Consider the following 12,513-nt stretch of genomic DNA (forward strand, 5'->3'; position numbering starts at 1 on the left):
CACGGCGCCCGGACCCGCAACGCTGAGGTGCATGACAGTTCTGGCTTCTGCGGAACGCACGAGCGACTTCACCGCCCTGTCCCAGCGGATCCGCACGGCCGGACTGCTCGACCGGCGGCCCGGCTACTACGCCCTGCGGCTTTCGCTGGTCGGCGCCCTCTACGCCGGGGGCTGGGCCGGGCTCGCGCTCAGCCACAGCCTGTGGTTCGCGGTCGTCCTCGCCGTCGCGTACGCCCAGCTCGCCCTGGTCGCCCACGATCTCGCCCACAAGCAGATCTTTCGCGGCCGGCGCTGGTCGGAGGGGCTGGGCATCGCCGTGGGCAACTTCGGTATCGGGATGAGCTACGGCTGGTGGATGAACAAGCACACCCGCCACCACGCGAACCCCAACCACGAGGACGAGGACCCGGACGTGGCGCCGGACATCCTCGTGTGGTCGACGCGGCAGGCCGAGCGTGCGACCGGGCCCGCGAAGTTCATCGGCGGGCACCAGGCGCTGCTGTTCTTCCCGCTGCTGCTCCTGGAGGGCTTCAGCCTGCACGTGGCCAGCGCGGGGGCCCTGGGCACCGTGAAGCGGCGCCGGCTGGAGAGCGTCCTGCTGTACGGCCACTTCGCCGTCTACCTCGCCGTCGCCTTCCTGCTGTTCTCCCCGGGCATGGCGATCGCGTTCATCCTGATCCACCAGGCGCTGTTCGGCCTGTACCTCGGGATGACCTTCGCCCCGAACCACAAGGGCATGCCGATGCTCACCGCCGAGGACGAGCTCGACTTCCTGCGCAAGCAGGTGCTCACGTCGCGTAACGTGCGCGGCGGCGTGTGGCTGGACGTCGTGCTCGGCGGCCTGAACTACCAGATCGAGCACCACCTGTTCCCGAACATGCCCACGCCGAACCTGCGCAAGGCCCAGCCGATCGTGCAGGAGTACTGCGAGGAGATCGGCGTGCCGTACCACTCGGCGACGTTCGTGGGCTCCTACGCCCAGGCCCTGCGCCACCTGCACGAGGCCGGCGCGCCGCTGCGGCGGTAGCGTCGGGGGCGTGGATCATCTCGCCCTTGCCGACTACCGGGCCCGGGTCGCCGCCATGTACCTCGCCGACGAGGACCTGGCGGCGTTCCGGGCCCGTCGCGACGACCTCTTCGCCACCCACTCCCAGTCGGCGGCGCCTGGGCCGCTGCGGTACTTCCCGCCGTCCGACGAGTTCGTCGCCACCGTCCCGCTGACGCCCGCCGAGGGCAGTCTCGAGATCGCGACCGGCGGCCCGGACGGCGTGCTGCGCTACGAGCGCGCCGGCATCCTCGACACGCCGTGGGGGCCGCTGACCCTGTTCTGGCTGGCGGCGTACGGCGGCGGGCTGTTCCTGCCCTTCCGCGACGGTACGAGCGGCCGGGAGACCTACGGCGCGGGCCGCTACCTCACAGACACGGTGAAGGGCACGTTCGGCCGCGGGGTGACACCCCTGGCCGACGGCCGGGTGCGGCTGGACTTCAACTACGCGTACAACCCGTCGTGCGCCTACGACGACGCCTGGGCCTGCCCGCTCGCGCCCTTCGAGAACCGCCTGACGGCCCCGATCCGCGCCGGCGAGCTCTCCTACGAACAGCAGCCCTAGGGGCTGTGTCGAAGTGGATGGCCGGGCTGCGGCGGACTCAGACGCCGCCGGGAACCACCCCGGTCACACCCCGATACAACCCCGGTATCGGGGCGCGCCCGGCGCGGCCCCAGCCGACGCCTGAGCCTCGCCTCGCTCCGACCCCCACTTCGATACAGCCCCTAGCGGCGCCGGGCCCGGGACAGCCCTAGCGGCGCCGGGCCCGCGACGCGCGCAGGCGGCGCAGGCGCTGGACCACGAGCGGGTCGTGGGCCAGCGCCAGCGGATTGTCCAGCAGGGCGTTGAGCAGCTGGTAGTAGCGCGTCGTGCTCAGCCCGAAGGTGTCGCGGACGGCCTGTTCCTTCGCGCCCGCCTGGCGCCACCACTGCTTCTCGAAGGCCAGGATCTTCTTGCCGCGCTCGTCGAGCTCGGCCGGCTCCTCGGCCACCGCGATGTCCGGGCGCGGCGCCGGCTCGTCCCCGTCGAGGAAGTCGTCCTGCAGATCGTCCTCAGTGGACTGCTGGGCCGGGATGCGGGCCGCGGCCAGGTCCTCACCCACGCCGCCCACCCTATCGGGTGAGGGCCTTGATCACCCACTACGCAACGCGCTTGCCCACCCAGCTCAGGTCGGGGGCGGACCAGGACAGGTCGCGCAGGGCCTTGTCCGCCTCGTCGCGGGTGAAGTTGGCGCTCGCCTCCTGCTCGTCCGGGACCCACAGGGTCACGCCGCCGGGCCGCGCGGCGCGGGCGAAGGTGTGCGCGGGGGCCGCCCCGGTCGAGGCGATCACCGTGCAGCTGTGGGTGCGGTCGGTCGTCATCGAGGTGAGCGAGTACAGCCAGCCGCCGGGCCGCGGGTGCACACCGGCCACCAGGTTGCCGGCGAAGCGCTGGGGTACCTCGGCCAGGTGCATCGTCAGCGGGAGGCCGGCCAGGGTCGGCGCCATCGAGCGCGCCACCCGCAGCACGAGATCGGCCTGGTTGGGCAGCTGGTACGCCGTCACGCGCATCGGCCGCTCGTCGTGCCGCCATGAGACCATCGCCATGTCCGCCGTCACCAGCAGGCGGCCCTGCTCCGCGCCGACGGGCACCGGATCGCCCTCGCCGTCGTTGTTGAAGTGCTCGCCGATGACCCAGGTGATGCCGGGCGGGGGCGAGTGGTCCTCGGGGTACGCGGCGCCGGCCGGCAGCCAGCTGCGCCGCGAGGCGAAGCCGGCCGGCTCGGCGCCGGAGCCGGCGGGCGCGGGGGTGCAGCTGACCTCGCGGTACTGCTCGGTGAGCCCGTCGGGCAGCCAGCCGGGCCCGAACAGGAACGGGATGCCGTCCGGCCGGGACACCGTGGGGGCGGGCGACGGTGCATGCGAGGCCGAGGGCGCTGCCGAGGCGGACGGCGCGGCCACTCCGGCGGTGCCGCCGGAGCCGGAGCGGGCCAGCAGCGGCGCGCCGATCGCGGTCGCGGCGGCCGCGCCGCCCAGGGTGCCCACGCCGGCCAGGACCAGGCGGCGCTGGCGGTGGACGCGGGCCCGGGCCGCGATGCGGGCCCGGATCCCCTCGGGCGGCGGCGCGGTCGCGGCGATGGCTTCGAAGGCCGCGCGGATGAGCGGGTCGGTCATGCGGAACTCCTCGAAAGTTGGCGCAGCGTCGCGAGGCCGCGCGCGGCGTGGCTGCGCACCGTCGCCGGGCGGCAGCCGAGCAGGTCGGCGATCTCCGGGTCGGACAGGCCCTCGTAGTACCGCAGCGCGATCACAATCCGCTGGCGCACCGGCAGCCCGGCGAGCCGGCGGATCATGGCGTCGCGCTCGTCGACGGCGGTCGCCGGGTCGGCCAGCGGGGCGCCGACCGCGTCGAGCGCCATCAGTGACATGGGCACGACCCGGGCCGCCCGGCGGCGGCGCCACGAGGCGAGCTCGTTGACGATCATGCGTTTGACGTACGCCTCCGGCACGTCCGCCGCGGAGATGCGCGCCCACCGCGTCTGCGCGCGGGCGAGCACCTCCTGCACGATGTCCTCGGCGAGGTGCGGGTCGCAGGCGAGCACGGTGGCGTACCGCAGCAGGGCCGCCAGCCGCGCGCTGAGAAACTCTTCGAACTCCATCGCTCTGCAGACGCTCGCCGGCGGCGGAAATGTGCAGTCAGGCGGTGACGATCTTCACGCCGGCCTCGCGGAACGCGTCGAGGGTCGGCGGGGTCGCGTTGGAGTCGGTGACCAGCGTGTCGATGCGGTCGATCGGGCAGATGCGGGCGAACGCGTGCCCGCCCAGCTTGGAGCTGTCGGCGATGATCACGACCCGGCGGGCGCGGGCGACCATGAGGCTGTTCATCGCGGCCTCGCCCTCGTGGTGGGCGGCGGCGCCGAGCGTCACGTCGAGCGCGTCGACGCCGAGCAGGGCGATGTCGAGCGTGACGTCGCGCAGGATGTTGCCGCCGAGCGGGCCGACGAGCTCGAAGGACTGCGGGCGCACCACGCCGCCGGTGACGACGATCTTCATCCGGGAGCGCACGAGCAGCTCGTTGGCGATGTTCAGCGCGTTTGTGACCACGGTCAGCTGGGCGTCGTCGACGCCGCCGGTCAGCTCGGGGCGCACCGCGAGGGCGCGGGCGACCTCGGTCGTGGTGGTGCCGCCGTTGAGCGCGACCACCATGCCCGGCGAGACCAGGGCGGCCGCGGCCGCGCCGATGCGCTGCTTCTCCGGGGCGTGCTTGGCGGTCTTGTACCGCAGGGGCAGGTCGTAGGAGACCCCGTTGGCGACGGCCCCGCCGCGGGTCCGCGTGATCATCTGCTGCTGCGCGAGCTGGTCGAAGTCGCGGCGGATCGTGGCCTGGGACACGTCGAGGCGCTCGGCCGCCTCCTCCACGCTGATCCGGCCGCTGTCCGTGAGGACCTCGAGGAGTGCGTTCCAGCGCGCGTAACGGTCCACGCGGCCCCCTCCTCTGCGCGTACGGTGCGAGATGTGTGCACAATGATGCGCGAAACGGCCGGTAAACGCAAAGGCAACTGCGCGAACGAACGGACGCGTTACGGTTGCCAGCCCGGCCGACGGTGCGCGATGATGCGCAAACCGGAAGGTTTGTTGCCAGTAACGAACGGGCGAGGGTAGAGCCGCACATGACGCAGACCGTGATCGCCCTCGACGTCGGCGGCACCGGGATCAAGTGCGCACTGGTGGGGGCCGACGGCGACGCGCGGCACACGGTCCTGCACGCCGAGCGCCACCCCACCGGGGCCGAGCGCGGCGGCGCCGCCGTCATTGCGACGATCCTGGACATCGCCGAGGGCCTCGCCGCGACCGCGCGGGCCAAGGACCTGGAGCCGATCGGCGCCGGGCTGGTCGTGCCCGGGGTCATCGACGAGGTGAACGGCGTCGCCGTGTGGGCGGCGAACGTCGGCTTCCGGGACGTACCGCTGAAGGCTCTTCTGGAGGCCCGCCTCGGGCTGCCCGCGGCCCTCGGCCACGACGTGCGCGCCGGCGGCCTGGCCGAGGCACGGCTGGGCGCCGGGCGGGGCGAGGACTATGTGCTCGTCATTCCGATCGGCACCGGGATCGCGGCGGCCAACGTGGTGCACGGCCACGTCTACACGGGCGCGCACGGCGCCGGCGGCGAGATCGGCCACATCGTGGTGCGCCCGGGCGGCCGGGAGTGCGGCTGCGGCCAGCGCGGCTGCCTGGAGGCGATCGCCTCGGCGTCGGCCGTCGGCAAGCGGTACTCCGAGCAGGCCGGCCGCCCCGCCACCGCCGAGGAGGTCGCGCGTCTGGCCGCCGAGGGCGAGCCGACCGCGGTCGAGGTGTGGCGCGAGACGATCGACGCGCTCGCGGACGGGCTCATGACCGGCATCGCGCTGTTCGACCCCGCGGTGATCGTGCTCGGCGGCGGGCTGGCCGAGGCCGGCGAGGCCCTGCTCGCGCCGCTGCGGGAAGGCGTACACGCGCGGGTGACCTTCCACCGCGAGCCGGAGATCACCCGGGCGGCCCTCGGCGACGAGGCTGGCTGCCTGGGCGCGGCGCTGATCGCGCTCGACAACCTGATGCACACGAAGGAGAGCAAAGCATGACGCTGGTGTCCGGGGTACGTGTCGTCGCGGGCGAACGCGTCATCGACAACGGCTTCGTCCGCGTGGAGGGCGAGCGGATCGCCGAGGTCGGCGCCGCGCCGGCCGCCTCGGCGGGCGGTGCGCCGGCCGCCGCGCTGGTCGTGCCCGGGTTCGTCGACATCCACGTGCACGGCGGCGGCGGCGCGACCTTCACCACCGGCGACGCCGAGGAGGCGCGCAAGGCGGCCGCGTACCACCTGGGCCACGGCACCACCACGATGCTGGCCAGCCTCGTCACCTCGCCGCCGGAGCTGATGATGAGCGCCACCAAGGCGTTCGCCCCGCTCGCGGCCGAAGGTGTGCTGGCCGGCATCCACTTCGAGGGCCCGTACCTGTCCCAGGCCCGCTGCGGCGCCCAGAACCCGGCCCACCTGCGCCACCCCTCCCTCGACGAGCTCAACGCGCTCATCGAGGCGGGCGAGGGCGCGGTACGCCTGGTGACGGTCGCCCCCGAGCTGCCCGGCGCCCTGGACGCCATCCGGCTGCTGGTCGAGCGCGGGGTGGTCGCCGCCATCGGGCACACCGACGCCACCTACGAAGAGACGCTCGCCGGCGTCGAGGCCGGCGCGACGGTCGGCACGCACGTGTTCAACGGCATGCGCCCGCCCCACCACCGCCAGCCGGGCCCGGTCTTCGCCCTGCTCGGCGCGGCCGGCGTGGTCTGCGAGTTCGTCGCCGACGGCATCCACCTGCACGACGGCACCCTGGCCTTCGCCGCCTCGGTCACCGGCCCGGCCCGCGCCGCCCTGATCACCGACGCCATGGCCGCCGCCGGCATGCCCGACGGCACCTACGACCTGGGCGGGCAGAGCGTCGACGTCGCCGCGGGCGTGGCCCGGCTGACCCGCGACGGCGCGATCGCCGGCAGCACGCTCACCATGGACCGGGCCTTCCGCCGGGCCGTGGGCGGGGGCCTGTCGCTGGTGAACGCGTCGCGGATGGCCTCCGGCACGCCGGCCCGGGCGATCGGGCTCGGCGACACCGGGGAGCTGCGCGCGGGCGCGCGGGCCGACCTGGTGCTGCTCGACGATGACCTGAACGTTCAGCGCGTGATGCGCGCCGGCTCCTGGGTGTCGTAGAAGGGCCCCGCCCAGCCGCTGCGCGTGAGGCGGGAGCCGAGCGGGATCGCATCCCACGGCACCCGCCCCAGCACCCGGTCGAGGAGCAGGCCGACCATGATCCCGGCGATCCCGTCGGTGAGCCAGTGGAAGCTCAGGAAGGTCGTGGTGAACAGCACCACCAGCGGGACCGTGTAGCGGAGCGCGACCACGACGCCGGGCCGCACGACGCCGGTGAGCATCGTGGCCAGCACGCCGTAGAACACGACGGTGTTGACGACGTGACCCGACGGGTAGGACAGGCCGGAGTCGATCCGGAAGAGCCACTCGGGGTGGCTGAGCACGTGGTTGCTCGGCGCGGTGCGGTCCGTCCACAGCTTCAGCGGGCCGATGGTCACGTAGGTGATCAGCTCCGCGCCGATGAACGGCAGGAACGGGCGGATCGTGTGCCGGGACCGGCTCAGGAAGAAGGCGGCGATCGCGACCAGCGGCGTGAGCACGGCGCCGCCCTGGCCGAGCAGGTTGCCGATCCGCAGCGCGATGTAGAACCAGTGGGGCCGGTGCGCGTCGGCGAAGTCGCGCACGGCCAGGTCCGCGCTCAGCAGCGGCGTCTTGGCGGCCAGCAGAAACGTGACGAGGGCGAAGCCCGCGACCAGGAGCGCGTCGAACCACCAGCCGGCGGGGCGGACAGGACGAAGCTCGAGGCGCACGAGCGCAAACGGTACCCGAACATACGAAAGGGCCCGGTCGCCCGGGCCCTTTGCGCACAGCACCTCTACATTTCATCAACTACAAGAGGCTGCGCAGCTGCTCGGCGATCCGGTCGATGCGCACGCCCGAGTTCGGGCAGCCGCCGAAGTGGTGCAGCGCGATGACCTTGTTCGTGCGGCGGGAGATGACCGGGGAGCCGGACGAGCCGCCGTCGGCGTCGCAGTAGTACGACATGTCGGCGGAGGGAGGGGTTTAATTCGGGCAATCCGCCCACTCACCGACCGATCTCCGCAAGAGGGATCGCGGGATCCGCTCGCCAGCCCCGTCTGGTCAGGAAGAAGAGTCGACCGTTCCGCCGGTATGAGCCAGGAGGCCGCCCAGTCCCAGCCGCGTCGTTACCACGGTGAGCAGGTCGTCGGCGCGCAGCACGTAGGAGTCCGGCGGGGCCCAGACCGTCTGGCGCTGCCCGTCGGTGGCGACCGCGAGCACCCGCACCTCGCCGACGTCCTGGGCCGTGGCGACCGGGCGCCCGTCCAGCCGCGAGCCGGCGACGATCGGCACCTCGGCCAGCAGCAGCACCCGGCGGCCGACCGGGATGGTGCCGATGACCTCGCGCTCGAGCAGCGCGGCGGCGAAGGCGGGGGCGGCGAGGTACGACACGCTGCGCGAGGCGGTGATGCCGAAGGCGCGCTGCACGCGGTCGGCGAACCGGCCGTCGAAGAGCCGCAGGATGACCCGCAGGTCGGGCTTGAGCGCCCGGCCCTCCAGCGCCGCCTCCAGGTTGGCCTGGTCGTCGGTGGAGACGACCACCAGCGCCCGGCAGGTGTCCACCGACGCGGCGCGCAGCGTCTCGACGTTGCTGGCGTCGCCGACGATGAACGGCACCCCGCGGCTGCGGGCCGCCTGCGCGCCGCGCGCGTTCTCGTTGCGGTCGATCACCACGACCGGCACGCCGAGGTCGACGAAGGAGTGCATGACGCGGGTGCCGACGTTGCCCAGCCCGACCACGACCACGTGCCCGGAGACCGGCTCGCGCAGCCGGCCGAGCGCGAGGGCGAGCCGCGCGTTTACCACCGCCTCCACCACCGCGGCCGTGATCACCGGGATCAGCGCCACGTTCACCAGGCCCAGCAGCGTGGTGACCAGCTTCTCCGGCCAGTGCGACTCGAGGTCGGGGCTCGCCCCGGTCAGCTCGGCCAGCAGGGTCACGTAGGCGGCGTTCCACCAGCTGATGTGCTTGTAGTGGGCGATGATCGCGGTGCCGGCCGCGAGCATGGCCACCAGGACCAGCGCGGTCAGCCACAGCTTGCGCCCGACCAGGCCGCGCAGCGTGTGCAGGGGACTGTGCAGCTGACGGCGCCACCAGCGGCGCAGCCGGCTCTCGCGCACCGCGGGCGGCCGGTCCGGGCGCTCACCCCGCTCGATGACCGTTGCCGCGCGCTCGCCGTTGGCGACGGCCAGTACAAGATCGGCGTTGTCTTTGGGCAGGAGCTCGGCATCGGTGCGGGCCAGCCCGCAGACGACGTCCTCCGGGCGCACCTCGGCGCGGCGGGCCACGAAGAGGGTGCGCTGCGCGACCCGCACGTGCACCGGCGCGACCTCGCCCAGCGCCTCGGAGACGAACGCGGGCGCGGCCATCTGGGCGTCGGAGAGCACGCGCACGTCGGCGAAGTTGCGCCGCACGCTGTGGCCGAGGCGCAGGTTGAACATCCGGATCACCAGGCGGATGCGCGGGTTGAGCTCCTGCGCCTGCAGGGCCGCGTCGAGGTTGCCGATGTCGTCCTGCTTGACCAGCGCGAGCGCGTCGGCCCCGGCCAGGTCGGCCCGCTCGAACGCCTCGGTGTCGGGCCGCTCGGCCTCGATCACGCGGCCGCCGGGCCCGTGCTCGGCGAGCAGCCGGACGATGTCGGGGCCGTGCCGGCGCTTGGCGCTGGGCAGGATGACGGTGACGTGCACGCCGTACTGCTGGACGAGCTCGGCCACGAGCCGGTGCGCCAGCGGGTCGTCGCCGCACACCACGACCCGCTTGGCCGGGGCGTGCACGACGTGGCGCACGGTGGCGCCGGCCGGCTCGATCGACCACGGACGGGTGATCGCCTGAACGCGTGGAAGGTTGCCCCGCAGCCGCCTCATCAGCCACGACTCGGACGTCACGGGCCGATCCTAGCGAAGATCACCAGTTTCCGAAGACCTGCGATCTCGTTGGTGCCGGCGAATCGCATTGCCGACCAGATGGGTATTCGAGAATGAACACGTGGCTTCGCCGGACGGTTGGGACGGTCGGAATCGCGGGCGGCATGCTGCTGCTCAGCGCCGGCGCCGCGCACGCCGATGACACCGCGCTCGCGCCCGGTCAGCTGGACGACCTGTTCTCGCCCGCGGGCGGCCCGAACAACCAGTCCCTGCGGCTCCAGGCGCATAGCGACCGTATCGACACGAACACCGAGGCGGCGACGTCCGCGCAGGGCGGCGGCCGCGCGCACCGTGGCGAACCGCCTCGTGCCGACGACGGGCGCCCTGCCGCCGGCGGCGAGCAACCTGCCGCTGGTCACGGAGTCCGCGGCGTATTCGCCGCGGCACGCGGAGTCCTCGTACACGCCGCAGCACGCCCGGACCGAGGCCCTGCCCGTGATCACCGGTCTCCCGGTGGTGGGCGGCCTGGCCCAGGGTGCGCTGCCGTTCTTCAGCGGCATCGTGGGCTGATTTCCTCCGCGCAGGGCCGGTCCGGACCTCCGGGCCGGCCCTTTGCGTGTCAGCGGACCTTCTGCTGCTCGGCGTAGTTGGCCAGCCACTCCACCTGGGTCGGGTCCAGCGACGGGCGCACCCGCGAGCGCGCCAGCTCCACGTGCTCCGCGGTCACCTCCGTCGCGTCGAGGGACTCGCGCATCGCGGCCAGCGCCGACTCCCGCACCAGGGCCGCGCAGTCCGCGGCCGAGAAGCGGTCCAGCGACGCGGCCAGGGACGCCAGGTCGACGTCCGGGGCCAGGGGCACCGACTTCGCCGCCGCGCGCAGGATCTCGGCCCGGGCGTCGGCGTCCGGCGGCGGTACGAAGACCAGCCGCTCCAGCCGGCCCGGGCGCAGCAGGGCCGGGTCGACGAGGTCGGGCCGGTTCGTCGCGCCGATGACCACCACGTTGCGCAGCGACTCCACGCCGTCGAGCTCGGTCAGCAGGGCCGCCACCACGCGGTCGGTCGTGCCGCCGTCGGTGGCCTGGCCGCGGGTCGGGGCCAGGGCGTCCACCTCGTCGAGGAAGACGAGGGTCGGGGCGGCCTCGCGGGCGCGGCGGAACAGCTCGCGGACCGCGCGCTCGGACTCGCCGACCCACTTCGACAGCAGCTCGGCGCCCTTGACCGAGAGCACGTTGGCCTTGCCGGTGCCCGCGATCGCCTTGACCAGGAATGTCTTGCCGCAGCCGGGCGGGCCGTAGAGCAGCACGCCGCGCGGGGGCTCGACGCCGAGGCGGGAGAAGGCGTCCGGGTAGGACAGCGGCCACAGCACCGACTCGGTCAGCGTCTGCTTCACGTCGACCATGTCGCCGACGTCGTCCAGGGTCACCTTGGCCAGCTCGAGCGAGCTCTCCGCCATCGACGTCGGCCGGACCACCTCCAGCGCGGCCTCGAAGTCGGCCATCACGACCTGCGGCGTCTCGGCCTCGCGGCGGTGGCGCAGCGCGGCGCGGACCCCCGCCTCCCGGGCCAGCGCGGCGAGGTCCGCGGCCACGAAGCCGGGCGTGCGGGAGGCGACCTCGTCGAGCTTGACGTCCTCGGCCAGCGGCATGCCCCGGGTGAGCACCGTGAGCTGCTCGCGGCGCAGCGCCGCGTCGGGCAGCGGCAGCGAGATCTCGTGGGCGAGCAGGCCGGGGGAGTGCAGGGCCGGGTCGACCGACTCGGGGCGGCTGGTGGTGCACACGACCGCCTCGCCCTCGCGGATCAGCTCGCCGAGCAGCTGGCGGAAGACGGTGGAGAGCGGGCCGGGCTGGTCGCGCGGGGCGAGGGCGTCCACGTCGGAGATCAGCAGGATCGCCGGGCCCGGAGCGCGCATCTCGTCGGCCGCCTTGCGCAGGCGCGCGGCGGCGTCGTTGTTGGTCAGGGCCGCGATCTCGGGCGCCCACAGCGGCACCACCTGAGCCTCGACCTGGGCCGCGACCGCGTGCACGAGCGCCGACTTGCCCGAGCCGGCCGGGCCGGTGACGAGCACGCCCAGCGAGACCGTGGTCCCGAGCTTGGCCAGCACCTCGCCGTGGTGGAAGCCGAGGTCCAGCAGCTCGATGAGCTGCTCGCCCTGGGCGCGCAGGCCGGGCAGGTCGTCCAGGGTGGGCACCGGGCCGGTCGGGGTCACGCTCGGCGTGGCCGGGGCCGGCGCGGAGGCGGGCGTGGCCATCACGCCGCCGGGCGCGTGGGTCGCCTGGCCGTACAGCCAGCCGACCGCGGTGTCCATGGTGACCAGCGCGCCGGCGTCGGGCTCGGCCGCCGAGACGTTGAGCAGCGCGCTGGTGAACGCGTAGCCGACGGTGTTGGACAGGCTGCGCCGGGCCGCCTCCACGAGACCGCGGTCCACCATGTGTACCGCCGGCGCCGACACCGACAGCGTGCCCAGCGAGACGTCCTGAGGCAGCAGCGACACGTTGTCGCCGACCGTGACGACCTTGCCCAGCAGCGCCAGGCGCAGCATCTCCGGCGACACGACCGCCGTGATCTCGGCCGGGCCCGACAGCGTGACCGTCGAGGCCGCGCGCAGCGGGGCGGCCGCGACGGTGACCTGGCCGCCGTCGCGCAGCCCGAGGTTGCCCAGCAGCAGGTCGTCGGCGTAGAGCAGGGCGCGGCTGGCCCCGGGCTCGGCCACCGCGACGATTCCGGCCGAGGTACGCCGCCCGGTGAGCGAGATCGGATCGCCCGGGCGCAGGCCGAGCGCGGTGAGCACCTCCGGGTGCAGGCGCACGACGCCGCGGCGGGCGTCGAGCGCGGCTGGGCGCAGGCTGGCAGTGAGCGTCAAGGTCGCCGACACGCGTTCGAGCGTAGCCGTTGCTGAGAAGGGCCTGAGTCTTTCGGCCGCCCGCAACATCGGGTG

Annotated in this window: 14 protein-coding genes; 5 read left to right on the forward strand and 9 right to left on the reverse strand. The window is 73.8% G+C overall.

What is annotated here, in order from left to right:
• The first annotated feature begins 31 nt into the window (after window positions 1-31).
• Both ACPPVO_RS02685 and ACPPVO_RS02690 read left to right on the forward strand, forming a co-directional pair.
• On the forward strand, window positions 32-1,027 hold the full coding sequence (locus tag ACPPVO_RS02685) for a fatty acid desaturase family protein (RefSeq protein WP_426509728.1): 996 nt from the start codon (window positions 32-34) through the stop codon (window positions 1,025-1,027).
• Between the two features lie 10 nt (window positions 1,028-1,037).
• Complete coding sequence (locus ACPPVO_RS02690) at window positions 1,038-1,610, forward strand: DUF1684 domain-containing protein (RefSeq protein WP_426509729.1); 573 nt, start codon at window positions 1,038-1,040, stop codon at window positions 1,608-1,610.
• A 187-nt stretch (window positions 1,611-1,797) separates the two neighbouring features.
• Here the strand turns inward: ACPPVO_RS02690 and ACPPVO_RS02695 are convergent, their stop codons facing one another.
• The 4 genes from ACPPVO_RS02695 to ACPPVO_RS02710 are packed head-to-tail and all read right to left on the reverse strand — an operon-like array spanning window position 1,798 to window position 4,504.
• Entirely contained in the window at window positions 1,798-2,157 is a 360-nt protein-coding gene (locus ACPPVO_RS02695; protein ID WP_426509730.1) for a DUF3263 domain-containing protein, read from the reverse strand.
• Between the two features lie 28 nt (window positions 2,158-2,185).
• A complete protein-coding gene (locus ACPPVO_RS02700) occupies window positions 2,186-3,199 on the reverse strand; it encodes a hypothetical protein (RefSeq protein WP_426509731.1) in 1,014 nt (337 codons plus the stop codon).
• Window positions 3,196-3,681 carry a SigE family RNA polymerase sigma factor gene (locus ACPPVO_RS02705; protein ID WP_360366793.1) on the reverse strand — a complete coding sequence of 162 codons (486 nt, stop codon included), beginning with the start codon at window positions 3,679-3,681 and terminating at the stop codon, window positions 3,196-3,198. The genes ACPPVO_RS02700 and ACPPVO_RS02705 overlap by 4 nt, the downstream gene beginning before the upstream one ends.
• A 37-nt stretch (window positions 3,682-3,718) precedes the next feature.
• Window positions 3,719-4,504 carry a DeoR/GlpR family DNA-binding transcription regulator gene (locus ACPPVO_RS02710; protein ID WP_426509732.1) on the reverse strand — a complete coding sequence of 262 codons (786 nt, stop codon included), beginning with the start codon at window positions 4,502-4,504 and terminating at the stop codon, window positions 3,719-3,721.
• 188 nt (window positions 4,505-4,692) lie between these two features.
• Between ACPPVO_RS02710 and ACPPVO_RS02715 the strand changes: the two genes are divergently transcribed.
• Both ACPPVO_RS02715 and nagA read left to right on the forward strand, forming a co-directional pair.
• The gene (locus tag ACPPVO_RS02715) at window positions 4,693-5,637 is read left to right on the forward strand and encodes an ROK family protein (protein ID WP_426509733.1); all 945 of its coding nucleotides are present in this window, start codon (window positions 4,693-4,695) and stop codon (window positions 5,635-5,637) included.
• Window positions 5,634-6,755 carry an N-acetylglucosamine-6-phosphate deacetylase gene (nagA, locus tag ACPPVO_RS02720; protein WP_426509734.1) on the forward strand — a complete coding sequence of 374 codons (1,122 nt, stop codon included), beginning with the start codon at window positions 5,634-5,636 and terminating at the stop codon, window positions 6,753-6,755. Before ACPPVO_RS02715 ends, nagA begins: the two co-directional genes overlap by 4 nt.
• Here the strand turns inward: nagA and ACPPVO_RS02725 are convergent.
• The 4 genes from ACPPVO_RS02725 to ACPPVO_RS02740 form a co-directional block, all read right to left on the reverse strand.
• Window positions 6,719-7,444 (reverse strand): phosphatase PAP2 family protein, encoded by a 726-nt coding sequence (locus tag ACPPVO_RS02725; RefSeq protein WP_426509735.1) that lies wholly within the window; start codon window positions 7,442-7,444, stop codon window positions 6,719-6,721. The two genes, nagA and ACPPVO_RS02725, sit on opposite strands and share 37 nt — an antisense overlap.
• A gap of 79 nt (window positions 7,445-7,523) precedes the next feature.
• A complete protein-coding gene (locus tag ACPPVO_RS02730) occupies window positions 7,524-7,679 on the reverse strand; it encodes a trypsin-like serine peptidase (RefSeq protein ID WP_426509736.1) in 156 nt (51 codons plus the stop codon).
• Between the two features lie 96 nt (window positions 7,680-7,775).
• Window positions 7,776-9,599, reverse strand: coding sequence for a potassium channel family protein (locus tag ACPPVO_RS02735; RefSeq protein WP_426509737.1), 1,824 nt, complete (start codon window positions 9,597-9,599; stop codon window positions 7,776-7,778).
• Window positions 9,596-9,865, reverse strand: a complete 270-nt coding sequence (locus ACPPVO_RS02740) for a hypothetical protein (protein WP_426509738.1) — start codon at window positions 9,863-9,865, stop codon at window positions 9,596-9,598. The genes ACPPVO_RS02735 and ACPPVO_RS02740 overlap by 4 nt, the downstream gene beginning before the upstream one ends.
• 64 nt (window positions 9,866-9,929) lie before the next feature.
• Between ACPPVO_RS02740 and ACPPVO_RS02745 the strand changes: the two genes are divergently transcribed.
• Window positions 9,930-10,148 carry a hypothetical protein gene (locus tag ACPPVO_RS02745; protein WP_426509739.1) on the forward strand — a complete coding sequence of 73 codons (219 nt, stop codon included), beginning with the start codon at window positions 9,930-9,932 and terminating at the stop codon, window positions 10,146-10,148.
• Window positions 10,149-10,197: 49 nt separating this feature from the next.
• Here the strand turns inward: ACPPVO_RS02745 and ACPPVO_RS02750 are convergent, their stop codons facing one another.
• On the reverse strand, window positions 10,198-12,450 hold the full coding sequence (locus ACPPVO_RS02750) for an AAA family ATPase (protein WP_426509740.1): 2,253 nt from the start codon (window positions 12,448-12,450) through the stop codon (window positions 10,198-10,200).
• Between the last annotated feature and the right edge of the window lie 63 nt (window positions 12,451-12,513).

The organism is Dactylosporangium sp. McL0621 (genome assembly GCF_049995355.1).
Taxonomy (GTDB): domain Bacteria; phylum Actinomycetota; class Actinomycetes; order Mycobacteriales; family Micromonosporaceae; genus Dactylosporangium.

What these genes read in the sequence shown, in the direction of transcription:
- ACPPVO_RS02740 (WP_426509738.1), bottom strand. Translation starts at nt 9,865, where the DNA reads ATGCGCCTGGAGCCGCAGGGACTGGTTGTTCGGGCCGCCCGCGGGCGA.
- ACPPVO_RS02705 (WP_360366793.1), bottom strand. Translation starts at nt 3,681, where the DNA reads ATGGAGTTCGAAGAGTTTCTCAGCGCGCGGCTGGCGGCCCTGCTGCGG.
- ACPPVO_RS02700 (WP_426509731.1), bottom strand. Translation starts at nt 3,199, where the DNA reads ATGACCGACCCGCTCATCCGCGCGGCCTTCGAAGCCATCGCCGCGACC.
- ACPPVO_RS02685 (WP_426509728.1), top strand. Translation starts at nt 32, where the DNA reads ATGACAGTTCTGGCTTCTGCGGAACGCACGAGCGACTTCACCGCCCTG.
- ACPPVO_RS02715 (WP_426509733.1), top strand. Translation starts at nt 4,693, where the DNA reads ATGACGCAGACCGTGATCGCCCTCGACGTCGGCGGCACCGGGATCAAG.
- ACPPVO_RS02730 (WP_426509736.1), bottom strand. Translation starts at nt 7,679, where the DNA reads ATGTCGTACTACTGCGACGCCGACGGCGGCTCGTCCGGCTCCCCGGTC.
- nagA (WP_426509734.1), top strand. Translation starts at nt 5,634, where the DNA reads ATGACGCTGGTGTCCGGGGTACGTGTCGTCGCGGGCGAACGCGTCATC.